At 40.5% G+C, this 24518-nt stretch carries 21 protein-coding genes; 8 read left to right on the top strand and 13 right to left on the bottom strand.

The genetic code is table 11. The annotated features are described in order from the left end of the window. Nucleotides 1-49: 49 nt before the first annotated feature. Genes IEW82_RS19915 through IEW82_RS01065 form a run of 3 tightly spaced genes read right to left on the bottom strand, consistent with a single transcriptional unit; the run spans nt 50 to nt 2905 of the window. A complete protein-coding gene (locus tag IEW82_RS19915; protein ID WP_229672161.1) occupies nt 50-1081 on the bottom strand; it encodes an ABC transporter ATP-binding protein in 1032 nt (343 codons plus the stop codon). Next, nucleotides 1082-2092 (bottom strand): ABC transporter ATP-binding protein, encoded by a 1011-nt coding sequence (locus tag IEW82_RS19920; protein WP_373285682.1) that lies wholly within the window; start codon nt 2090-2092, stop codon nt 1082-1084. It abuts the gene before it with no gap. A 24-nt stretch (nt 2093-2116) separates the two neighbouring features. After that, nucleotides 2117-2905, bottom strand: a complete 789-nt coding sequence (locus IEW82_RS01065) for an IclR family transcriptional regulator (RefSeq protein WP_188687986.1) — start codon at nt 2903-2905, stop codon at nt 2117-2119. Between the two features lie 447 nt (nt 2906-3352). Between IEW82_RS01065 and IEW82_RS01070 the strand changes: the two genes are divergently transcribed. From IEW82_RS01070 to IEW82_RS01080, 3 genes are all read left to right on the top strand, one after another. After that, a complete protein-coding gene (locus IEW82_RS01070; RefSeq protein ID WP_229672165.1) occupies nt 3353-4471 on the top strand; it encodes a sugar ABC transporter substrate-binding protein in 1119 nt (372 codons plus the stop codon). 61 nt (nt 4472-4532) lie between these two features. Next, nucleotides 4533-5309 (top strand): ATP-binding cassette domain-containing protein, encoded by a 777-nt coding sequence (locus tag IEW82_RS01075; RefSeq protein WP_188687988.1) that lies wholly within the window; start codon nt 4533-4535, stop codon nt 5307-5309. Next, a complete protein-coding gene (locus IEW82_RS01080) occupies nt 5310-6527 on the top strand; it encodes a sugar ABC transporter permease (RefSeq protein ID WP_188687990.1) in 1218 nt (405 codons plus the stop codon). A gap of 228 nt (nt 6528-6755) precedes the next feature. Here the strand turns inward: IEW82_RS01080 and IEW82_RS01085 are convergent, their stop codons facing one another. From IEW82_RS01085 to IEW82_RS01130, 10 genes are all read right to left on the bottom strand, one after another. Then, a complete protein-coding gene (locus IEW82_RS01085; RefSeq protein ID WP_188687992.1) occupies nt 6756-7445 on the bottom strand; it encodes a copper homeostasis protein CutC in 690 nt (229 codons plus the stop codon). Between the two features lie 3 nt (nt 7446-7448). Next, the gene (locus tag IEW82_RS01090) at nt 7449-8831 is read right to left on the bottom strand and encodes a leucyl aminopeptidase family protein (protein ID WP_188687993.1); all 1383 of its coding nucleotides are present in this window, start codon (nt 8829-8831) and stop codon (nt 7449-7451) included. A gap of 57 nt (nt 8832-8888) precedes the next feature. Then, entirely contained in the window at nt 8889-9863 is a 975-nt protein-coding gene (locus tag IEW82_RS01095; RefSeq protein ID WP_229672167.1) for an ABC transporter ATP-binding protein, read from the bottom strand. Then, nucleotides 9856-10854 (bottom strand): ABC transporter ATP-binding protein, encoded by a 999-nt coding sequence (locus tag IEW82_RS01100; RefSeq protein ID WP_188687997.1) that lies wholly within the window; start codon nt 10852-10854, stop codon nt 9856-9858. The genes IEW82_RS01095 and IEW82_RS01100 overlap by 8 nt, the downstream gene beginning before the upstream one ends. Nucleotides 10855-10870: 16 nt before the next feature. After that, complete coding sequence (locus tag IEW82_RS01105) at nt 10871-11743, bottom strand: ABC transporter permease (RefSeq protein WP_188688878.1); 873 nt, start codon at nt 11741-11743, stop codon at nt 10871-10873. A 40-nt stretch (nt 11744-11783) separates the two neighbouring features. Beyond that, nucleotides 11784-12704, bottom strand: a complete 921-nt coding sequence (locus tag IEW82_RS01110) for an ABC transporter permease subunit (RefSeq protein ID WP_188687999.1) — start codon at nt 12702-12704, stop codon at nt 11784-11786. Between the two features lie 67 nt (nt 12705-12771). Continuing rightward, on the bottom strand, nt 12772-14349 hold the full coding sequence (locus IEW82_RS01115) for a glutathione ABC transporter substrate-binding protein (RefSeq protein WP_188688002.1): 1578 nt from the start codon (nt 14347-14349) through the stop codon (nt 12772-12774). 13 nt (nt 14350-14362) lie between these two features. Beyond that, nucleotides 14363-15355, bottom strand: coding sequence for an asparaginase (locus IEW82_RS01120; protein WP_188688003.1), 993 nt, complete (start codon nt 15353-15355; stop codon nt 14363-14365). Then, complete coding sequence (locus IEW82_RS01125) at nt 15352-16530, bottom strand: ROK family transcriptional regulator (RefSeq protein ID WP_188688006.1); 1179 nt, start codon at nt 16528-16530, stop codon at nt 15352-15354. Before IEW82_RS01125 ends, IEW82_RS01120 begins: the two co-directional genes overlap by 4 nt. Before the next feature lie 928 nt (nt 16531-17458). Further along, the gene (locus IEW82_RS01130; protein ID WP_188688008.1) at nt 17459-18496 is read right to left on the bottom strand and encodes a YeiH family protein; all 1038 of its coding nucleotides are present in this window, start codon (nt 18494-18496) and stop codon (nt 17459-17461) included. A 123-nt stretch (nt 18497-18619) separates the two neighbouring features. Here IEW82_RS01130 and IEW82_RS01135 point away from each other — a divergent pair, with 123 nt between their 5' ends. The 5 genes from IEW82_RS01135 (at nt 18620) to IEW82_RS01155 (ending at nt 24404) form a co-directional block, all read left to right on the top strand. Then, the gene (locus tag IEW82_RS01135) at nt 18620-19534 is read left to right on the top strand and encodes a LysR family transcriptional regulator (RefSeq protein WP_188688010.1); all 915 of its coding nucleotides are present in this window, start codon (nt 18620-18622) and stop codon (nt 19532-19534) included. A 339-nt stretch (nt 19535-19873) separates the two neighbouring features. Further along, nucleotides 19874-21181, top strand: coding sequence for an ABC transporter substrate-binding protein (locus tag IEW82_RS01140; protein ID WP_229672219.1), 1308 nt, complete (start codon nt 19874-19876; stop codon nt 21179-21181). A 35-nt stretch (nt 21182-21216) separates the two neighbouring features. Next, nucleotides 21217-22167 carry a carbohydrate ABC transporter permease gene (locus IEW82_RS01145; protein ID WP_229672170.1) on the top strand — a complete coding sequence of 317 codons (951 nt, stop codon included), beginning with the start codon at nt 21217-21219 and terminating at the stop codon, nt 22165-22167. Nucleotides 22168-22215: 48 nt separating this feature from the next. Beyond that, a complete protein-coding gene (locus IEW82_RS01150) occupies nt 22216-23076 on the top strand; it encodes a carbohydrate ABC transporter permease (protein ID WP_229672173.1) in 861 nt (286 codons plus the stop codon). Nucleotides 23077-23375: 299 nt separating this feature from the next. Then, nucleotides 23376-24404 carry an LCP family protein gene (locus IEW82_RS01155; protein ID WP_188688014.1) on the top strand — a complete coding sequence of 343 codons (1029 nt, stop codon included), beginning with the start codon at nt 23376-23378 and terminating at the stop codon, nt 24402-24404. Nucleotides 24405-24518 lie beyond the last annotated feature (114 nt).

The following is a 24518-nucleotide window of genomic DNA, read 5'->3' on the forward strand; positions in this document are numbered from 1 at the left end:
GGTATACAATAGACATATAGACATTTTTCTCTAGAGAAGACATTAGCTGTCATACGATAGCATCTCTCAGGGATTGCCCTTTTTCTAAAGGGTAATGGCAAGATACGAAGTGGCCGCTTCGAATTTCTTGCAATTTTGGTACTTCCTTAGCGCATCGTTCCGTTGCTAATGGACATCTTGTCCTAAAGCTACACCCTGATGGTGGGGCAGCTGGTGAAGGCACCTCACCTTTCAGAACGATGCGTTCTTTTTTTGCGTTTGGATTGGCATCAGGTATTGTCGTCAGAAGGGCTGCTGTATAAGGATGGGCTGGATGATCAAAAATATTATCTGTCTCGGAAAGCTCAACCATCCTGCCAAGGTACATCACCCCCACCCGATCAGAAATATGTCGGACAACATTTAACCCATGCGCAATAAATAGCAAAGTTAGCCCTAAGTCTTCTTTTAATTTCATTAAAAGATTGATGATCTGCGATTGCACAGAAACATCCAGAGCCGAAACGGGCTCATCTGCAACAACAAATTCAGGTTGAAGAGCTAAGGCGCGGGCAATCCCCACTCTCTGCCGCTGTCCTCCAGAAAATTCATGCGGATAGCTGTTATATCTACTCGAATCTAGACCGACAAGTGCTAACAATTCTTTTATTCTCTGTTCCTTTTCCTTACCTTTTGCCGTGCCGTGTATAGCAAACATTTCCCCAATGATTTGGCCGATAGTAAATCTCGGGTTCAAAGAGCCAAAAGGATCTTGGTAAATAATCTGCATTTTATTCCGTAAATCTCTGAGTTGTTTTTTCTTATACTGTAGGATGTTTTCCCCATGGAATAAGACTTCACCTGCTGTTGGCTCTTGAAGCCTCAATAGATTTCTACCAAGCGTTGACTTCCCACAGCCTGATTCCCCTACCAGACCAAGCGTTTCACCTTTAAAAATTTGAAAAGATACATCATCGACTGCCTTTATTTCCTTTTTCTCTCTTTTGAATACACCACCTCCTTTAATAGTGAAATATTTCTTAAGGTGTTTTATTTCTACTAACGGCTGATGATCTAATCCCGCGTGATTTTCCAACCTCATTTATATCCCCTCCTTTACCTGTGTCTTATCTTCCTGCTGTAATAATTTATCTACATGCCAACAAGCCACCTGTCTATCTCCCTTTCTTTCTAATTGTGGAGCTTCTCCTCGACATTTATCTGTGGCCAAAGGACAACGTGGTGAAAAGCGGCATCCACTAGGCATTTCATGCAAACTAGGAATTGTGCCATCAATAGATTGTAGCGGCACCCCGCGTTGCCCGTCCATTTTTGGTACAGATTCCATTAAACCTTTGGAATAAGGATGGTAAGGTCTTTGCAGGATATCATTTGTTTTACCTATTTCTACAATTTTCCCAGCATACATGATGATGATCCGATGGGCCATTTCTGCGGCTACCCCAATGTCATGAGTGATTAACATAATCGACATGTTTCTCTGTTCTCTTATCGTGCGCAATAGTTCTAGTATTTGCGCCTCTATGGTAACATCCAATGCCGTCGTCGGTTCATCCGCTATTAATAATTCCGGATTAGAGGCTAAGGCGATAGCAATCATGACTCTTTGTCGCATCCCGCCTGATAATTCATGCGGAAATTGTTTCAACCGCGTCTTGGGATCTGATAATCCTACCAAGCGTAGCAGCTCTTCAGCTCTTTCCATGGCCTTCTTTTTTGTAATAGATTGATGCAATAAGATGGCCTCAGTAATTTGCTTTCCTACTGTAAAGACAGGGTTAAGTGCTGTCAGGGGCTCTTGAAAAATCATGGATATTTTTGAACCTCTTATATGCCGCATTTCATCAGAACTTTTATCAGTCAGTTCCTCCTGCTCAAACCGGATGCTTCCACTCAAAATTTTGCCATTTTCGTAATCTACGAGTCTCATAATACTCATTGAGGTAACACTCTTCCCACTTCCAGATTCACCTACAATACAGACTGTCTCACCTTTTTCAATGTCAAAAGAGACACCATCTACAGCTTTTAAAAACCCCGTTTTCCCCTTGTACCCTGTGACGAGCTCCTTAACCTCCAGTATCTTTTCCACCTTCATCCCCCTTTTTAAAAACTATTAAAGAAGATTCCCTATAAAAGCCTCCCGCCGAGTAGGCAATAGGGCGTTGCTTAAAATTGCGTTCATTTCCTTTTGATAGTGTTGCAGGATAACGAGCTGCTGCTGAGCAGCTTCGCTAGACAACCGATAAACTGGACCCGCTACAGATAAAGAGCCAACAATCGTTCCTCGGCCATCGAACAAGGGGACAGCCACTGCAGACACATCTTCAAAGGTTTCTCCCACAGAGTATGCCCATCCCTTTTCCTGAATGCTTTCCAACTGCTGAATAAAAAGAGCTTCAGACTTTATTTGCTTGACCTGCATTGCTATTCCCTGTGAAATAACCTTTTGTTGGGTATCTTTTGGAAGGTAAGCAAGAATGGTCTTATGTGAAGCACCAATGTATAAAGGAGATCGTCTTCCTACTGACTCCGCAAAACGAACGTGTTTGTCACTTTCAACGATCTTGACAAAAATGCCTTCAAGATTATCCAGAATAGTCAGAACTACACTCTCGCCTGTTTCTATTGCAATATTTTTCATAATAGGCTGGATCACTTCTAGTAATCTCAAATTGTCCTCCACAATGTTGCCTAACTCCATAAATTTAATGCCAAGATGATACTTATGCGTATCAGGGTCTCGATAGATGTAGCCCTTCTCCTCAAAGGTAGATAACAATCGATAGACAATGGTATGACTCATGTCCAATTCTCTGGCTAACTCTCTTAATCCCCAAGTTGGTGTATCAAGAGTAAATTTGTCGAGCAATGATAATGATTTTAATAGTGTCTTTGACCCCAAACTTTAGCCACCTTTTGGTTCTATAATAGAACCAGTATTTCAAATTTTAAAACTTTTAATTATATTAGCAATTGCCTTTCCAAAAGTCAACGCTATTGTCAGATAATATTGCATCTTTTTATCACTCTATTGCATTAATACATTAGTTAAAAAATAAATTTCCTTATCACTTATGGCTTAAGACTTTAGAATGACCTGTTATGTCTTTTTTTGTTAATCAAGCGAAATTTTTTCAGTTTATAGAAATAAATTGAATATTGTCAGGCTGATTTCGCTATGTTATCCGACCATATTTTGTTGAAGAGGGGTGATAAGGCAAAAAAGAAACCGCTTTCGTTATTCATTTCATGTAAGGGAGGAGATAACTTTATTCATCTAAGGGCATGAAACGCATAAATAAAGAGGCATTGGCATTATCGCTCAGTTCATTTATAGGGGGAATGATTTTTGAAGCACAAAAAAGGTGTAAGTAAACATCAATGGTTTTTTTGGATTGCTGGCATTATCCTTTTGATGATTTTCACAACTGCTTGCGGATCTCAATCTAATAGTGATGGGACTTCTAGCTCTGGCGGTAAAAAGAAGACAGCAACGATCGCCCTTCTCCTTCCAGAAACCGGCACATCCGCTCGCTATGAAAGTCAAGATAAACCCGATTTTGAAGCAGCGGTTAAGGACTTGAATCCAGACATAAAAGTAATTTATCAAAACGCTCAAGGAGATGAGCAAACACAGCAAAAACAAGCTGAGTCAGCGATAACATCTGGAGCTAAGGTATTGGTCATCGACCCTCAAGACTCTAAGGCCGCAGCGACGATCGTTCGAAAAGCACAGGATGCTGACGTCAAGGTGATCTCTTATGATCGCTTAATTTTAAACGCTAAAGAGGATTATTATATCTCTTTTAATAATGAAAAAGTAGGTGAATTACAAGGAAAATATATTGCTGACCATACACCTAAGGGGGGAACAGTTGTCATGATTAACGGAGCACAAAGTGACAATAATGCCCTATTATTTAGAAAAGGTGCCCACACTATTCTTGATCCGTTGTTCAAGGATAAGACTCTTGTTAAAGGTTACGAAAGTTATACACCAGAATGGTTAGCAGATAATGCCTTACGTGAGACCGAACAGGCGCTAACGAAGCTCGATAACAAAGTAGATGCTGTTCTTGCTGCCAACGACGGCAATGCAGGAGCGGCAATAAAGGCCTTGAAAGCCCAAGGCCTAGCCGGCAAAGTCCCAGTAACTGGTCAGGATGCAACCGATGATGGTCTGCGTAATATTGTGCTTGGCACACAGTCAATGAGCGTATATAAGGATGTAAAAAAAGAAGCAACAGCTGCAGCGCAATTAGCGGTCGCTTTAGCAGAAGGTAAAGCGCCACCTAAAGGGCTAGTCAATGGGAAAACCAACAACAATATGACCGATGTCCCCTCTGTATTATTGGACCCCATTGCCGTCACAAAGGATAACCTTGCAGATACCGTTATCAAGGACGGCTATACAACATGGGATAAAATTTGTACAGGTGATGCTGCCCAAAAATGTCCCGAACATTAATATAGATCATTTCTAAAGGGGGACTTCCCCCCTTAGAAAGCAACTAGCAGGAGGAATAACATTGAGTGAAGCCAATAGACCACGCGAAATATTACGCGTAGAAAATTTAAAAAAGCGCTTCGGAGCCGTCCAAGCGCTAAAAGGTGTCAATCTGCATGTCTCATCAGGAGAAGTGTTGGCACTTGTTGGTGACAACGGCGCAGGAAAATCCACTACTATCAAAATGGTTTCCGGTGTCGATCAACCGGATGAAGGAACGATTTCCATTGAAGGGCGTGCAGTGAAATTAAATGGTCCGAGTATTGCAGAAGCATTAGGTATCCAAACCGTTTATCAAGATTTGGCCCTTTGTGACAACTTAGATATTGTCTCCAATTTATTTCTTGGGAAGGAACTGAAAAGACCCCTCATTCCGGGAGTGCTCTCTGTTGTAGATAAAGAAGAAATGGAAAAGCGAGCTGTTCCTGTACTCGATTCTTTAGGAATCCATCTACCACCACTCACCACACCCGTTGCCAGTCTCTCAGGCGGACAGCGTCAAACCGTCGCAGTGGCACGTGCTGTTCTATGGGGGTCTAAGCTTGTCTTACTGGACGAACCAACTGCTGCTCTTGGTGTCGCCCAAACACGTTCAGTGCTTAACCTCATTCGTACACTGGCTAAGAAAGATATTGCCGTGCTCGTTATTTCTCATAATTTAACCGATGTCTTTCAAGTGGCTGATCGCATTACGGTACTCAGGCATGGTGAAACAGTAGCTCACTATAAAAATAGTGAGGTCACCAATGAAGATGTCGTCGCGGCGATTACTGGTGCTTCTAGGAAGGTGGAGATGTAAATGTCGACTGTTCCAGGTCAAAAGGAGCCTACCTCTACAAATGATGAAGGCCTTTTTTCTTCTATTAAAGTGCGCCTAGCAAGTGGAGATCTTGGTCTTATTCCTGTGATCATTGCTTTGATAGTCATATGGATTGTTTTTCAGATTCTCAACCCCCATTTTCTCGACCCGAGAAATCTATCTAATCTCGTACAACAAATCGTTGATATTGGAACGCTTGCCATCGGGGTAACATTTGTTCTTTTACTCGGGGAAATTGATTTGTCAATTGCTGCCGTCAGCGGGGTCTCAGCTGGGATTTTGGTCATACTTGCCACATCTTGGACAGGACCATTTGGTGCGATTATCGCTATCATTATTGCCATTCTTTCTGGAATCGCTATTGGCGTCTTTCAGGGATTATGGGTGACACTGATTGGTGTCCCTGCTTTCATTGTTACCTTAGCGGGGTCTTTAGGCTATCAAGGAATTTTACTCGCACTATTAGGAGACACAGGAACAGTTCCCGTTATCAATCCTACGCTTCTTGCGATTTCCAGCACGTATCTCCCTGGATGGCTGGGCTGGCTTTTAGCCGCCATCACTGTTGCTGTCTTTGCTTGGGCAACACTTGGGCAGAGGCAACGTCGCACGCAAAAAGGACTAAAGGCCACTCCTATCAATCAGCTCATGTTAAGAATCATTGGGGTTGCCATCATTACTAGTATTGTCGTGCTCACACTCAACTTGTATAAAGGCATCCCCTTGTCTGCTTTAATCCTTATTCTTCTGGTATTTATCTTTGGGTTTGTCACCCAATCCACTTTATTTGGTCGTCATGTCTATGCATTAGGCGGCAACGCCGAAGCCGCCCGCCGCGCTGGAATAAAAGTCAAATGGGTAAAAGTAAGTGTCTTTATCCTCGCTGCAGGTCTTGCAGCAGTTGGTGGGATACTCGGAGCCTCAAGACTCGGAGCCGCTTCGCCCGCTACTGGAACTGGTGATCTCTTACTGCTTTCCATCGCCGCTGCGATCATTGGTGGAACCAGCTTATTCGGCGGTCGTGGCAGTGTGTACAACGCCTTAGCCGGTGCCCTCGTTCTCGGCAGCGTGGAAAATGGTATGGATTTGCTCAGCGCCCCGTCTAGCACTAAATATCTGATCGAAGGTGCCATCTTACTTATCGCTGTCACAATCGACACCTTAACACGAAGACGGCGTATCAAAGCGGGAAGATAGGCAATTGTTATACTATGTCTATTAGTTGGTGAACTTTCTTTTATTTACAATTAGTTGATAAGTACATCTGAAGAGGTAGGATAACGCTTTTCACTCCTGCACATTTTAGTAAAGGACTTACGACTAAAACCTATTAAAAAAAGAGCCCCGAAGTCGGTAGTGAGCCGACAGGAGCTCTTTTTGTCATTTATATAGCCGTTGAAAGATGCTGTGAAGCCACGTCTCTGTTTATTTTAATATGCGAGTAATTCTCTCCATCTTAAAGGGGACGATGGGGTGATGGAAGGAGAAGGACTGCCGAACGCCTGAACCAAAGTGATACTCCTCAGCTTGTAAAGCCGTATGAATAGCACCCAAATTATCAGGATTTAAACCCGATCCAACTAAGATCTTCGGCCCCTTTAAGTTTTGTGAGCATTGAATCAGCCGCTTCAACGCCTCTATTCCTTGCGGTACTTTTTCCGCTCCGCCGGATGTCAATACTCTCTCGATCACATCTGAATAAGAACAAAGAACTTTATAGGCTTGTTCTTGGTCAATTACCTCATCAAATGCTCGATGAAAAGTGACACCTAATCCTTCTGCTACTTTAAGCACTTTTTCTAATAGCTTTTCATCAATGCCTCTATCTTCATTTAAACAGCCAAATACAATGCCTTGAGCCTTAAGTTCTCTAATGACAATAATATTTTCTTGAATGGTATACCATTCATTGTCTGTATAATTGAAATGCTTGCTGTGGGGTCTCACCATGACATAGACTGGAATCTCTACAGATTCCACTACTTCCTTTATCGTTTGATAACTCGGGGTGAGTCCTCCTTCTTCTATAGCCGTGACCAATTCTAAACGATCAGCCCCTGCCTTCTCTGCTTCAAGGGCATCATCCACATTTTGAGCAATGATTTCTATTTTCATTTGTTATTTCTCACCTATCACAAAGTCTGCTAATAATCTAGCCCCAAAACCTGACGCACCAGATGTATAGTAACCAAACGTTTTCCAGCTTTGTACTGTATTTGCCATATCGATATGTGCCCATTTTATGCCTGGCTCGACAAAGTGTGATAAAAACACTGCTGCTGTTATCGCTCCACCATAGGCATTTGTTCCTACATTCGAAATATCTGCATAAGGGTTTTCCAACCACTCCTTATATTCGCTTACAAGAGGCATTGGCCAAATAAGATCCCCATTCTCCTCACCAATCTCTTTCAGCTTAAGCGCTACAGTTTCCGTGTTACTCCATAATCCAGCAACTTTAAGACCCAAAGCATGACCGACTGATCCGGTAAGAGTCGCAATATCCACAATGGTCTCAGCCCCTAGTTCCTGTGCTAATAAAAGACTATCCGCCAAAATCAATCGCCCCTCACCATCTGTATTAACGACTTGAACTGTTGTATCATTTTTGTAATGTATGATTTCAGAAGGTAGGAGTGATCTTGAATCAGTCAGATTCTCGACTATGGGTATAATTGCAGTCACATGAGCTTCAGCATGCATATGACTGAGCAAATGGATGGCTCCCACAACAGCTGCTGAGCCTCCCATATCCATCTTCATATCAGAGAAGTCACCCGATTTTATATTCACTCCACCAGAATCAAAGGTGACGCCTTTTCCAATTAATGCAATATGGGGCGCAGTCTCAGAGGTCTTATAAGAGAGCTTGATAACTTTTGGTGAATGCGCACTGCCTCTAGAAACAGCCAATAGACCATTTAATTCCCTTTCGATCAAATCCTCTTGATTATACACGGTTATCTCTACCTTATCATTATCGCTAAAGAAAGTTCTAACCATTCTTTCATAGCTCTCAGGATATAATACATTGGGCGGCTCATTACAAAGATCACGTACATGCATGACAGCATTACTTCTAATTAAGGCTATATTTTTATAATAGTCATTATCATCTCCTTCCACAATGAGTTCAATTCGCCCATCTTCCTTAACCTTTTTATATTTATTAAATGAATATTGTCCTAAATACCAGCCTTCATAAAAGGCCATCAACACTTTAGCCTGATCCCACCTTTGAAAGAAGGACGTCAGCTCACTGATTTGACTAATCCCTTCTGTAAATCCTTTTTCCTTCATAAATTTAGCAACCTCACCCGATAGGTTTCTAATATCATCTAGTACAAGATGTTCCTTTTCAACCCCTACATAAAGGATGGGCAGGTATTTCCTATCATAGACAAGCGTTATTTTAGGATATTGGAAAAGTTTCTTATTCTTCAGCAGCTTAAGTTCTTCCACAGAATTATAGCTGATGAAATGGATATAAGCTTGCTCCACATTAATAACCTCCCTCTATCGAATGCATCTCAACCATTGCCCCTAAAAGAAAATGATTTATTGATATAAATGACAGGCGACCATTTGCTGTTTATCTCCAACGGTTTTCATTATTGGTATTTCTTTTGAACAAATCGACATGGCAAGTGGACACCTTGTATGAAACTTGCATCCCTTTGGGGGGTTCGCTGCATTAGGAATTTCCCCCTTTAATATAATGCTCTCCCTTTTTAATTTAGGATCTGGTATCGGGACAGAAGAGAGCAAGGCTTTCGTATATGGATGCTTTGGATCTTCAAAAATAGCTTCTCTTGGGGCAATCTCAACAATATTCCCTAAATACATAACAGCTACATGATCACTGATGTGCTCCACAACACTCAAATCATGAGAAATAAACAAATAGGTGAGTTGATAGTCTTTCTGCAGTTTCTTTAACAAATTTAAAATCTGTGCTTGAATAGATACATCTAAAGCAGAAACAGGTTCATCAGCTATAATTAATTCGGGTTGTAAGATCAATGCCCGGGCAATTCCTATGCGCTGTCTTTGACCTCCACTGAACTCATGAGGATATTTATCTGAATGATAATAATCTATCCCACATATTTCTAATATGCTTTTAACCTTTGCTTCTCTTTCTTCTCTTGATAAGCTCGGATCATGGATTTTTAACGGTTCAGCTATGATCTCTTTGATTTTCATCCTTGGGCTTAGTGAAGCATAGGGATCTTGAAAGATCATTTGCATAGGTTTGCGATAAGATCGCCATTTTGTCTCACTTGCCTCTGCCAAATTATCCCCTTTAAACACAATGTCACCAGCATCTGCCTTTATTAATCCATTGATCAAACGACCTAATGTAGATTTACCACAGCCTGATTCTCCAACTAAGCTTAATGTTTCACCTTTTTTAACGGAAAAGGACACCTCATCAACGGCTTTAACATACTCTTTTGAGGAGAACCATCCATTTGATATAGGAAAGTATTTTTTCAAGCCTTTTACTTTCAATAATTCATTATCAACCAATGGTTTTTCGCTCCTCTTCTTTAATAGACTGATGTAGCCAGCAGCGTTGCTTTCGTCCATTATTATTACTGACCAACTGTGGTTCCCTCTCACGACAAATATCCATTACATAAGGACACCGCGAAGCAAACTTGCACCCGTTTGGCATAGCTTCTGGATTAGGCACGTGCCCTGGAATAGAGTATAGTTCTTCCTTCCTATTTCCTATTTTAGGAACGGATTCAATTAGCCCCTGTGTATATGGATGTAACGGCGATTCAAACAATTCTTCAACAGTAGCTTCTTCGACCACCCTACCTGCGTACATAACAACCACACGATCACATGATTCGGCAACCACACCTAAGTCGTGAGTTATCAGTAAAATAGCTGTCCCTCTTTCTCTCTGTATCTTTTTCATCAATTGTAATATTTGTGCTTGAATGGTAACATCTAACGCTGTAGTAGGCTCATCAGCAATTAATAACTCCGGTTCACAAGACATGGCAATTGCAATCATGACCCTTTGTCTCATCCCACCGGATAATTGGTGGGGATATTCATTCATAATGCTTTCAGCTCTTGGTATTCCCACGAGCTTCAACATTTCTACAGCCTGTTGCTTCGCTTCTTCTCTGTTCAAGCCTAAATGCAACATGATGCCTTGGATTAACTGCTTCCCTATTTTCATAACGGGGTTCAGAGAAGTCATCGGCTCTTGAAAAATCATAGCTATTTCCTTTCCACGGATCCTTCGCATCTCTCGCTCAGATAATTCAAGAAGATCCTTCTCTTTAAATTGGATAGTGCCTCCCACGACCTCTCCAGATGTATCATGAAAAAGCCTCATGATAGATAAAGAGGTGACACTCTTTCCGCATCCCGATTCACCAACAATCCCCACAATCTCTCCCTTACTTATTCCAAAATCTACACCGTTTACAACCTTAATGGACTTTTTTCTTTTTCTAAAAGCAATTTGTAGATTATTGACATTTAATAAGTTGTGCATATTGACAAAGTTCCCCTTAATCTTTGATTTTTGGATCCAAAATATCACGAAGACCATCACCTAAATTATTTAAAGAAAGAACGGTCAAAAAAATGGCTAGCCCTGGAAAAAAGACAAGATTAAAAGCTGTACCAATGTAATCACGTGACATACTTAACATTGCTCCCCAGTCAGGCGAGGAAGGAGAAGCCCCTAATCCAAGAAAACTTAGACTCGCAGCCGCTAAAATGGCTGTACCGACCTGCATTGTTAAATAAACGATAATAATAGGAATAGTCTCTGGAAAGATATGACGAAAAATAATGCGATTTGTCTTTGCGCCGATTGACTTTTCTGCTTCTATGAAGAGCATTTCTTTCACTTCAAGTGTTTTCCCTCTTACCATTCTTGCAAAGGAGGGAACACTAAAAAAAGCGACGGCAAAGATAACATTTTTTAATCCTGGACCTAAAATAGCAACAATACCAATTGCTAGTAAGATATCAGGAAAAGCGAATAATACATCACAAATACGCATGATGGTTTTATCAACCCACTTTCCAAAATAGCCACTTACCAGTCCCAATATAGTCCCTGCCATTGCACCAATTAATACAGATGATATGCCGATACCTAATGAGATCCTAGTTCCAGCTATAAGGCGACTTAGTACATCTCTTCCATATTCATCAGTACCTGCCCAATGCTTTTGCGACATTCCTTGTAATACGTGATTATAATCAGGTGTTTGTGGATTAAAAGGAACTATATACGGCCCAATGACTGCTAAAATAACCAAAAGGACAAAAAATAGAAAAGAAATAAAAGCTACTTTTCTCTGCCTAAAATCATGCCAAAAAGTAGATAAAGTTCCGCGTTTCGAAGCTATTTGCTGTTTGGAAACTGTCATCGTTTCACTCAAAGAAAGCCCTCCTTGCACCAACTAGTTTTTAATCATAACGAATCTTCGGATTCAGAAAACCATACAATAAATCTACGATTAAATTGACAAGGATAAATTCAAATGAAAAAAGCATTAATTCAGCTTGTACAACTGGATAATCTCTCATTTGAATCGAGTTGATCAATAATCGTCCCATTCCAGGAAAGCTAAAAACGGTTTCAACAACAATTGAACCCCCCAATAAGAACCCAAATTGAAGTCCAGCCACCGTTACAACTGGAATTAATGAGCTCCGCAACGCATGGCCAAATACAATTGTTAAACCGCTATATCCTCTGGATCTCCCCGTCCTAATAAAATCTTCCTTCAACGTTTGAACCAAGGAGGAACGTGTAAACCTTGCGATCATTGCCATAATACCTGCTCCTAGTGCAATAGATGGCATTAAATATCCCTTCCAGGTTTCGATTCCTCCCGTTGGTAGCAGGCCTAATTTAACTGAAAAGATCTGTATCATCACCAACCCTAACCAAAAGTTAGGAAGAGAGATTCCTGATACTGCAGTAATCATGCCTATATTATCAGGCCAACGGTTTTTAAAAATCGCTGAGATTATCCCAATTAAAACCCCTATAACCATGGCCCAAGCAATACTTAGTAGTGATAATTCAAGAGAAGGAACAATTCTTTCACCTATTAATTCCGAAACAGGAACCTTTGATTTAATCGATTCACCCAAATTACCATGAAATAAATTATTCATATAATCAATGTATTGTTTATATAAAGGCTCATCTAAATGTAGCTGGTGCTTTATTGCATTGATTTGTTGTAAATCGGCATCTTTGCCTGCGATTAAGCGGGCAGGATCCCCTGGAACCAAATGAATAAATAAAAATATTAGAAATGAAACGACAAAAAGGAGTGGGATAATGCCTAAAATACGTTTGACTATATACTTTTTCAATGCTGAATTTGACCTCCCTTTAATAAAAGGAGCTGAGTTATTCAGCCCCCTTTATTTACATCATGATCTATTGGAGTTCGGCTTCCTTAACTTGGATAGAACCGTCAGGCAAGACATAGACACCTTTTAATTTATTAACATGAGCAGACAAGTTTGTATCAACACCAAGGAAAAGCCATGGTGCATCATTGTAAATATCCTTTTGGATGGTTGCATACATGCTTTTTTGTTTTTCAACATCCGTTGTTTGATTAGCTTTATCTATTAATTTATCAACTTCTCCGTTTTTATAATAAGCCGTATTTGAACCATTTGGTGGGAAGGCTGCACTACTAAATAAACCACGTGTTGCACCATCTGCATCACCAGAAGACGGAGACCAACTCACATACCACATTTGAACCTTGGCATCATCTGGAGATTTAGGGGTATTAATCGCATCGGATAACGTCCCTTGCTCCATCGCCTTGATTTTCAATTTAATGTTAATTCTAGCCATTTGTTGTTGTATAAATTGCATCCCCTTCATAGTTGCGGAATCTGTATCCCCCCAGATCTCGGCAGTAAATCCCTTCGCATACCCGGCTTCTTTCATTAATTCTTTTGCTTTGCTCAGATCATAGTTGTATACCTTTTGTTTTGAGTAGAATTGGGTAGAAGGAGCCATTGTCGAATCAAGTTCACTACCAAAGCCGCTTTTAACAACCTTTATATAAGCATTTTTATCTAGTGCATAGTTCATTGCCTGTCTAACTTTTTTATCATTAAAAGGTTTCTTATTTGTATTTAAAGTGACATAACGTACAATATTCGAGGTTGTTTGATCGACAGTTATATCATTTTGGGTTTTTAACGCTTGGACACTTTGTTCTGGTAACGGGTAAATAAAATCAGCCTCTCCGGTTTTAAGCATATCTACACGCGAACCATTTTCAGGAACTGATTTATACGTAATTTGATCAACCTTTGGATAGCCTTTATCCCAATAATTTGGATTTTTCTTCAGTATTAAAGACTCCCCTTGGTTCCATTTAACAAATTCAAATGGTCCCGTGCCTACTGGATGCATCCCTATTTTGTCACCTTGATCCTTCAACGCCTTTGGACTAATCATTTCAACCATCGTAAGTTTATTAAGCATGGCACTAAAAGGCTGATTTAAAATGAGTTGAATCGTGTGATCATCGACAATTTTTACGGATTTTAAATATTGCAAATAATGAGAAGCGATTAAGGCATCCTTGGAGGATTGGATTCGGTCAAAATTAGCTTTCACCGCCTCTGCATTAAAAGAGCTTCCATCCTGGAACTTAACATTCTTTCTTAAATGAAAAGTATACGTCAAGCCGTCATCGCTAATCTTATAATCTGTTGCAAGAACGGGTTGTATCTTCATATCCTTATCAAACCCAACAAGGCCTTCATAAATAGCATGAGTAGCAGAAATAGACAGTGTATCGCTTACATTATGAGGATCTAAAGTTGTAAAATCTTGATTTACAGCAATATTAATATCCTTATCCTTTTTATCGGACGAAGCTGCCCCTCCACTATCAGAGCTCGAACGAGTTGTTGAACAGGCGGTTAACACCAGTGCTAAAAGGACAATTAAAAAGGCCCCCATGATCTTTTTACTTCTTATCATCTTCTTTTCCCCCTTATAAATTAACAACGCGCTTTCCAATGATTTTTCCTTCATCGTTAAGAATGTCTCTCTGACCTAGCTCATATAAGCGATGAATGGTTTCCTTATTTTGATAATCCATTTTTTCTAAAATACCAGCTATAAGAATTGGCCAGACAAGCTCTGATCCACTTAACACTTTTAACGCAAAGCTAAGTTTCTCTTTTCTTAAAGCAAAGCAATAAACACCTTGTGCACCTCCTTTGGCAACAATATTTGAATCCTCCAATAATGCTGTACACACAAATTGATGGGAGGCAATGATCTTAGGATTCTCATTCATTACGGTGCCAATATGTTTAACCGCCTCTTTCATCCCTTGATCTGATATCATCTCTGGACAAGCAAATTTAAGATATGAAAGAGCCATATTATATAAAGGAACAGAGAAAACTGGAACCCCACACCCATCCGTTCCCTTTCCAATTTCATTGGAATCTATCTCAGCTAATTGCGAAAGATATCCCAAAATGGCTTGTTGAAGCGGATGGTCAAGCTCATAATATGTATCCATATCCCAACCCTTTTCACGTGCTGCAGCAATAAGTCCCAGATGCTTCCCAGCACAATTATGAAACAATCTACGCTTCGCACCATGGTTCCATAAGCAAGCGGCTTTAGGTTCATCATTTAAAGGCAAGGACTCTGCACAAACAAGCTGTTCCTCTGACAATTGCAATTTTCTTAACAAGGAGACCAAGGCATTTTGATGATAGATTTCTCCTCGTTGCGAGGCTGTAAATAGAGCGGTCTCTTCCGAAGTTAACCCATATTTATTGATGACGTCCGTCAGAAAGACTGGAATGGCCTGAATTGGTTTCATAGCTGATCGATAAAATGTCAAATGATTAATATCTCCCTCTTGGAAAATCACCTCTTTTTTTTCATTAACACCACATATTACCCCATGATGTTCATTTTCAAGAATGCTTCCTCTATACTCTGAAACCAGCACTGGATCGTTCAATTCAATACCCCCTCTTCAAAATTAAGCTTTTGCACAAAATCCTTCTGAGCTATCATTCCTGCCCCCAACATGACACCTTGTTGTTCTAAGGTTGACACTCTTAAAGCGAATGAATTGCGTAACGGCTCCCAGATTTTTGTTTCACAGCTTTTCAAAATTTTATTTGTTATATACGGATAACGATCAATCAAAGAGCCTGTTAGAAGGACTGTATCTGGGTTATTAATGCAAACAATATTATTGATTGCAAGCGTGGCATAGGTCACTGCACGTTCGATAACACTGATTGCCCACTCTTCATTACGTTCAGCTATCTCAATCAGCTCCTGAATGTCCTTTATTTCTTTTCTTTTTGAAGCCTCTTCCAATAAAAAAGATTCAGCAATATACGTTTGTAAACAGCCAAAATTCCCACAAGGACAGAGTTTACCATTTGGATCTACAATGGTATGCCCGATCTCTCCAGCAAAATTAGAATGGCCCCTATCTATTTCACCATTAACTATGAGGGAGGAGCCCACTCCACTGCCAAAACCAATCATCACTAATCTACCACTTTGCTTCCCATTTCCTAGGCGTTTTTCAGCATAGGCCTTCAGCTTTAATTCATTATCTATAAAAACCTTGACCTGAAACTCCTTTTCTAACATATGTGCTAACGGAACATCCCCCCATCCGAGTTGAGCAGAGATTTTAACTTGTCCATTGGCATAATCTATTAATCCAGGGAGCCCAACTCCCATTCCAATAACTTTTTGCCACTGAACATTATGACCGTTTACCAGCTCTTCGACTTGTTTTTTAAGATGGATGACAATCTTTTCTGGGGCATCCTCTTTATTGAGACTGGTTTCGCTTGAACAAATCATATTCCCCAAGAAATCAATGATACAGGCCCTTGAAACCTTTTCATCTAATTCAATACCTATAGAAAGAATGGAATCAGATTTTACTGCGAGAAGCGTCGCCTTCCGGCCTACGCCTGATGTGAATTGCTCAGTTTCTTCAACAAAATTTAATTCAATTAAAGAGGAGACAATTCTCGATACAGTTGTTGGACTCATTTTAGTTACTTTTGCAATTTTCGCACGGGAAACAGGGCCCAATCTTTTAATCAAATCTAAAACCAACCCTTTATTTTCCTTTTTTATATAATTTTGATCCTTCTTCTGCATAGTTAAGTCACCTTTTATTTTTTCACCATAGGAGAAATTAAAGCTATTTATTACGATCAAACCTCTTTTAATATAAATAATTGAATAAAAAAAATAACTTTCTCCCTTATTTACTCCAGTGATGTTATTAATAATATAAATCAGCCTATTTTAAATGTCAATTTAAATCAGAAAATTAATTATAGTATCGGAATTTGATGATTTTTAGGAGAGCCGCTATTATATAAGGAGGCTTAAAGCTGACGATATAAAGAACAATAGAAATGGCGCTTTCTCACTTCACAATGCACTCATGATTCTCAGGACTCCCTATTAATCCAACAAGTCTCAGTGTCTAAAAGAAAGAGGCTAGGACAAAGCGAAAAGAGATCACCCTCATACCGAACGATAATATTTTAAAAGGAGACAGGAAAACGGAAGTGTAGTCCAAATACAAAGACTCCTGCGGGAAGTAGGAGATCAGTAAGACCCCGCAGCGCGTAGCGCAAGGAGGCTTACCACTCCCCCCACGAAAAGCGAAATCGTTTGACGAAGCGCTTCATGACTCACTAAAAATCCGAACGCATCCCTTTAAAATGGTGAATACGTTCGGATTCTCTATGAGCTGAAGACTTCTGTCCCAGCCCCTTCCATAAGATTTAATCATCAGAAATCACACCACTAAACACGGCTGAATTCCTTTTGCCGCCATATACTCCGTTTCTTTCTCGGTAAAAAATTGTCGCATCTCCTCTTCATTAAACCCGACTTGCAGGTGCTTTGCATTCATTAAAATGGCCGCTTCAATAAGCCAGAATGACTTTGGATGAGAGGAGACACTCCTGCATGCTCGGAATGCTTTGATCCATCCGTTCCAATAATATATTTTTCATGAGAGCTCTTCCTTTGACAGGGTACTCCCAGACTTCATCGATTGCTTCCCCATTTCTCATACAGTAAAGAAAGAGATGACCGATAATAAGACAGAGGTAATCGTCATGGCAATGAGTGGCTTGAGAGCCTTTGTCCGCAAGTCTTTTAGACTAACATTCAAACCAAGTCCGACCATCGCAGCTGTTAAGAACCAAGTCGTCAAATTAGGAATAAAATTCATGAGGCTTTGAGGGACTGGAATGGCATGACCCAAAACATAGCTCCCTAATACACTCAAAATAATAAAACCAACAAGAAACCAAGGAAATTCAATTTTAGTATCGGCTGCTTCTGCTCCTTTATTTTTACGCTTCATGAAATAAATGAAGATAAAGCAAAGAGGAACAAGTAAGAAGACGCGGCCTAATTTAGCCAGCAGTGCAATGGCTAATGCGTGCTGTCCAGCAGGCGCTGCAGCTAAAGCGACATGAGCGATTTCATGGAGACTACTGCCTGACCATGTCCCATATTGTATTGCATCAAGCGGTAAAAATGGACGCAAAATCGTGTAAACAATCGCAAAGACTGTCCCCATTAAAGCAATGATCCCAACGCCAATCGCTGTATCCTCATCCTTCGATTTGACGATAGGGGCTATTGCTGCAATAGCAGCGGCACCACAAACCCCAGTCCCAACACCTAGTAACAAGGAAATCATTTTATCCGCTTTAAATAGTTTTGCGAGTCCAATCGTTACAAAAATAGCAAAGGCAATAACACAGGCATCACGAAGCAAAAGCCCTAATCCATCACTCAGCACGGTGGCAATGTTTAATTTCAAACCATACAGAATAATGGCGATACGAAGTAACCGTTTAGATGAAAAGGCAATCCCTGAACGAATGGCTTCAGGGTACCCAAAAATTTGGCGATAAACAACGGCAATAATAATGGCACAGGCCAACTGGCCAATATGGTTAAACCCAGGTATTAGTGCCAATAAGTAGCCGAGTAAGGCAATAAAAAAGGTAAAAGCAACACCTCCGATCCACTTTGTTTGTGGTGAGAGATTTGATTTCAATCTTTTTCGTTCCTGCGAGTCCGTTACATTCATAACCGCACCTCCTATTTCTAACTATAAATGATGTTTTATTATAAGAAAAATAATTATTTATAATGGTGATAATAAGTAAAGTGATATAATAAGAGGAATGATGGATAAAAGGGAGGCATTAACATGGATCACTATTTACAGGTGTTTGTCACTGTTGCAGAAAAGAAAAATTTTTCCAGAGCAGCTGAAGAACTGCATATGACCCAACCAGCAGTCAGTCAATACATCCGTACTTTTGAAGACAACTTCGGGGTCAGATTGCTCGAAAGAACAAATAAATACGTCCGATTGAATAAAGCTGGGGAAATTGTCTATCACCATGCCAAACAAATTGTTGGGCTCTACACAAAAATGCATCATCTCGTCGATGATTTAGCCAATAAAGCCAGCGGGACACTTTCAATTGGAGCAAGCTACACATTTGGAGAATATATCATCCCTCACATCATCGCAAAAATGCAAAGCCTTTATCCAAGTATTCAACCCACCGTAACCATTGGTAACACATCAGACATCGCACAATTAACTCTGAATCATCAGCTTGATGTTGGCATTGTCGAAGGACATATTAAAACAGAAAAGGATTTATGTATTGAAGAATTTACAGATGATTACATGAGTGTCGTCGCTTCACCACAGCATCCATTAGCCATAAAACATGAAGTCACCATAAAAGACTTAGAAGAACAAAGGTGGATTTTAAGAGAATTTGGATCTGGAACAAGAGAAGCAGCAGAAACAGTGCTCAAGCGTTTTGAGATTTCACCTACTCAGATCATGAGTTTAGGAAGCACACAACCGATAAAGGAGGCCGTTGAAGCAGGGTTAGGTATAAGCCTGCTCTCACAATGGACCATTCAAAAAGAGCTTCGCCATGGTGATCTAAAAATACTCAAACTTAAAGGCTTACCTTATGTAAGAAAGTTCTCCATCGTCACCACCTCTTCCCCTTTTCAAACCAAAGCATTGCAGGTCTTTCTCGACTTATTAAAGCATGACAAAAGTTTAACCACCCTTAATGACACCGAAAAGGAATAAATGCAGGAACAGTCAACGTCTTTATGAATCATGTCGGCGTTGGCTTTTGCTTTTTTAAAGGGGATGCCTCACAGGCAGGGGAATTCTCTTTCCGATTTTTAGCCTACTCATATCACGCATAAGATCTCGGTGCATATGATAATGTTACAAAATACTAGCACTACAAAAGGGACTAAAAACACATGAAAACAGTAAATTGACTTCATCAATGGCGGAGGACTTTTAAGAAATGTCTTATGCTCTTCTTTTGTCAAAGCCACAGAAGGAAGCAAGTAGCGAAAGCCTAATTATTTTTGTAAGCGTTTCCATATTATGAGAGGAGGATGAAAGGTGAATCGCATGTTTTTCAAAACGTTTTTGATCACTGTGCTTGGCCTCGTTCTCGTCATAGCAATGTCCGGCTGCAGTGGCTCAACGAATGGAAAAGGAAAAGTCCAGTTGAGCTGGCTCGTGCGCGCCGATCCGCATGAAAAAGTTTGGGAAAACCAGATGATTAAGATATTTGAACAACAAAATCCGAACATAAATATCAAGTTAATTGATGTTCCACAGGATCAAATTGATCAAAAAATGCGCACCATGATCGCAGGAAAAAATTTACCAGATATTGTTGCGCCTAACTGGGCGAATGGTGGTTTTATGTCCTATGCTGATCAGCTCGTTGATCTTTCTAACTATGTAAAAAAAGATCCAGAAGTCATTGATGGTGTGTTACCAAGTGCCTTAAATTTATGGAAAATCAAAGGAGAATTGAAGGCGTTACCGATCAATACACTTGGTAGTCTTTTATTTTACAATAAAGATCTATTTAAAAAAGCAGGTCTCCCTGATCCGCCAACCGATTGGGAGGATAAAGCTTGGACATGGGATAAAATGGTCTCCTATGCTAAAAAGCTCACAGATCCTTCTAAACACATTTATGGACTCCTTGATAACAATGACCCTTCAGTAGACGCCGAAATGTTTGGCAGCAGTTTTATTTCAGATGAAAGCTATAAAAAAGGGCTCTTGCTCAAGCCTAATGTTGATGATCCAGCTGTACACAAAGCCGTCAAAGCCCATCACGATTTGATCTTTAAGTATAAGGTCTCTCCTTCTGCATCACAGCTATCCGCTATTTCTCAATTGGGGGATCCCTTTGTCTCAGGAAAAGTTGCCATGACAATTAATGGCGGTTGGGGGCTCTGGGGCTATCAAAACATCGAGGATTTCAAATGGAGTGTCGCTGCACTGCCTTATGTTCCCAACCGTCAGGATCGCATGTATATCGACATCATGAGCATCTCTAAAGATTCTAAGCATCCCAAGGAAGCCTGGAAATTCATGAAATTCCTTTATAGTACGGATAGCCTAAAAAGCTATATTCATATCACACAAGGCCCTCCAGCTAACCAGCATCTCATGAATTACTGGCTTGACTTTGAATCAAAAAAACTAGGCATCTCTAAGCAAAAGCTGAAAGAGGCCCATGAAGGATCGATTAAGTATGGCATTGAGGCGTCCAACCATATGGTAAAGGATTGGGCGACACTGATTCAATATATCAATCAACCGATCAATGCCTATTACGGTGGGAATAAGAGCTTTAAAGATGCCATGTATGAAACCAAAAGACTGTTGAATTCATGGACCACTGTGAAGAAATAGGCAGATTCTAAATTAAAATGAAGGAGTGAGGAGCTTTGCATCTGGACCATTCGGTTGAAACCCAAAGGACCGTACGCACAAAGAAAAAAGTAAAAAGAAGCCCAAAGGCTAAGCGACAAGAACGGGCGTTTTGGTTGTTTATTTCACCATGGGTGATTGGCTTTATCTGTTTTACTGGCGGCCCCATTATCGCTTCACTTTTTCTAAGCTTTACCAGTTATGATATTGTGTCCTCTCCCATTTGGGTCGGGCTGGGCAACTATATTCATTTATTTAGTGACTTTCTCGTCCTCAAGTCATTGAGTGCCACGGCTTTTTATGCACTGCTTGCAGTACCTTTTACTATTATACTCGGCCTTTTATTGGCCATCCTGCTGAATCAAAAAGTGAAAGGGCAAGCCTTCTTTCGAACAGCCTTTTATGCACCCAGTATTATCTCTGGTGTGTCTGTCGCCTTTCTTTGGTCATGGCTATTAAATCCCGATTTCGGTGTCGTGAATTCTTTATTAAAACAGTTATTTGGCATTGATGGGCCAAATTGGTTTAACAGCACAAACTGGGTGATTCCCTCTATGGCCCTAATGCAATTAACTGCTGTCGGTGGAACAATGGTTATTTTTCTCGCAAGCCTCCAACAATTGCCCAAAGAGCTCTATGAATCAGCCGCTTTAGATGGAGCAAAAGGTTGGGCCAAATTTATTCATATTACAGTGCCCCTCATCTCACCAGTTATTCTATTCAACACCATTATTGCCATCATTGGCTCGTTTCAAATCTTTACTCAAGCCTATGTCATCACACAAGGCGGGCCAGATTGGCACTCTTATTTCTACGTCTATTATTTGTTTGACACGGCATTTTCCCAATATCGCATGGGCTATGCCTCAGCGCTCGCATGGGTCTTGTTTATCATTATTTTTGTCTTAACCATGCTGTCTCTCTTCGTCTCACGTCGATTAGTCTATTATGAGTATGAAAATAAATAGGCCCGAACACACTCGGCTTTAAAAATCAATGTAGGGAGGGAAAATGCTGTGACGACACAATCGAAAAAAAATTATGTGCATGATGAATATGGATGGATCAGAAAAATTATGATTTACGTATTGCTGATCTTAGGTTTAGCCTTCTTTTTACTTCCTGTTGTTTGGATGTTATCCACCGCGCTCAAAACATTGCCAGAAACCCAGGCGTTTCCGCCGAAATGGATTCCTTCTTTTCAATGGCATAACTTTGTTCAGGTTTTCAAAGAAGTTCCCTTCGGTCGATTTACTTGGAACAGTGTGTGGTACACTATTGTTACGGTTTGCTCGACGACGTTTTTCTCAGCCTTTGTGGCCTTTGGCTTCGCTCGACTAAAAGCGCGGGGAAAAGCCGTCTTGTTTGGCATCGTTCTAAGCACTATGATGCTCCCCCCACAGGTCACGATGATTCCACAGTATTTGATCTTCAACAAGCTCGGCTTGGTGGATTCTTACTGGCCCCTTATTATCCCAACCATCGGTGGCAGCGCATTTACCATTTTCTTATTGCGACAATTTTATATGGGCTTACCCAAGGAACTCGATGAGGCCGTCGAAATTGATGGTGGCGGTTATTTCACCATATTTTTTAGAATCCTGCTCCCGCTATCAATGCCTGGTATGGCAACGGCAGCCATCATGGAATTCATGTATCGCTGGAATGATCTTATCGGTCCGCTTATTTATTTGAGCACACCGGATAAATACCCACTTGCTCTCGGTCTCGCCAACTTTACCGCGGCCTTTGCACAGACACCCTGGAATTTACTCATGGCCGCCTCTATTATCGCCATCTTGCCCCCGCTGCTCTTGTTCTTCTTCGCGCAGAAATATTTTATTAGAGGCATTGTCATTTCGGGAACTAAGGGGTAAGGAAGAAAGCCATAGTAGATCATCTCAACTTCAGAACGCCTGAAGACCTTGAAGGCTTGCCTTTGAGGTCTTTTACTATCTTATGAAAAGCAGCATTACCAGCCACATTTAACACCCTTTACACCTGGTCATTTATTTCGATATGATTGTTCACCTTTTCCTTTATGTTCTCGGCAACTCTTTGTGAATCTTCCCACAAAAATTGAATTATATAAACTTTGCAATATAATAGAATAAGTGGGTATTTCGGTCTAGTACAAAAAGGAACCTAGGATACTGGTTGTTATTGGGGGATTTGTATGGGGTTTTTTAAAAGACGCTGGAAACAGATTTTAATTGGCGGTTTATCACTTTGTACCATTTTATTTGGTTTAGGTTTTTATGAATACTATCATATTCAACCCGAGCATCATTTTAAACATCCGCCAACCATCAGCTCCGATCAGGTCATTGCCGATTCAGACTCAGATTCCGCCTCAGAAGATCAAGAAAAAATCAAGGCGGCTAACGCGCTTAGAAATATACCAAAATTAAAGGAAAACGTCCTTAATATCCTTTTAATTGGCTCTGATGAACGCAAAGGCCAACATGCCGGACACTCAGACTCAATGATTCTGCTCCACGCTGATCTCAATAAGCACCAATATAATACAGTGAGTATTCCTAGAGATACCCGGGTCTATTTAGCGGGGTACGGGTATACCAAGTTAACAAGTGTCCAATATATCAAACAAGCGACAAGTGGATCAAAGGCGGGAATTGAAGCTGCTGTCAGCTCGATCATGCAATTGACAGGCGTTCCTATCAATTATTATGTTGAAACCAACTATGAAGGCCTGCAGTCAATGGTTGAAGCCCTTGGGACTGTTGACGTTGATGTCCCCTTTGATGTGAAGCTTACCCATCCGTGGTATAAAGAAAATAAAGACAAGATTATAAAAAAAGGGACACAAACATTGGATGGCAAGATGATCACTGAGCTTGTCCATGAACGCTATTCGCTGAAAAGGGTTGACTTCGATCGTCAGCTCTTACAAGAAAAAGTACTGGTCGCCATTGCTAAGGCCGCCTTACAACCGAGCAATTTTACCGACCTTCCACATCTTGTTTCAACCACATCCAACTTTTTAATCGGCACAAATATGTCCAACACAGATATTCTCAGTTTAGGTCTTGCTGTGAAATCCTTAAATCCTAACAAAGATATTCACTATTACCAATTAACCGGGCACTCCGAAACCCTGTACGATGATATCTTAAAGAGTAATAACTCCCAACTCATCCTCGATCAAGATAATCTTCAACAAGTGATGACACATTTTAGATAAGACAATAAGTTCCAGTTCTCGCTTAAGAGCTGGAGCTTTTTTAAATAAAGTATATTAGGTTGAGGTAATCATTAAGATGAAGTGCTTTTAAATCTTGATTATTGTAGCAGGATC

It is taken from the genome of Pullulanibacillus camelliae (assembly GCF_014642655.1).
Classification (GTDB): domain Bacteria; phylum Bacillota; class Bacilli; order Bacillales; family Sporolactobacillaceae; genus Pullulanibacillus; species Pullulanibacillus camelliae.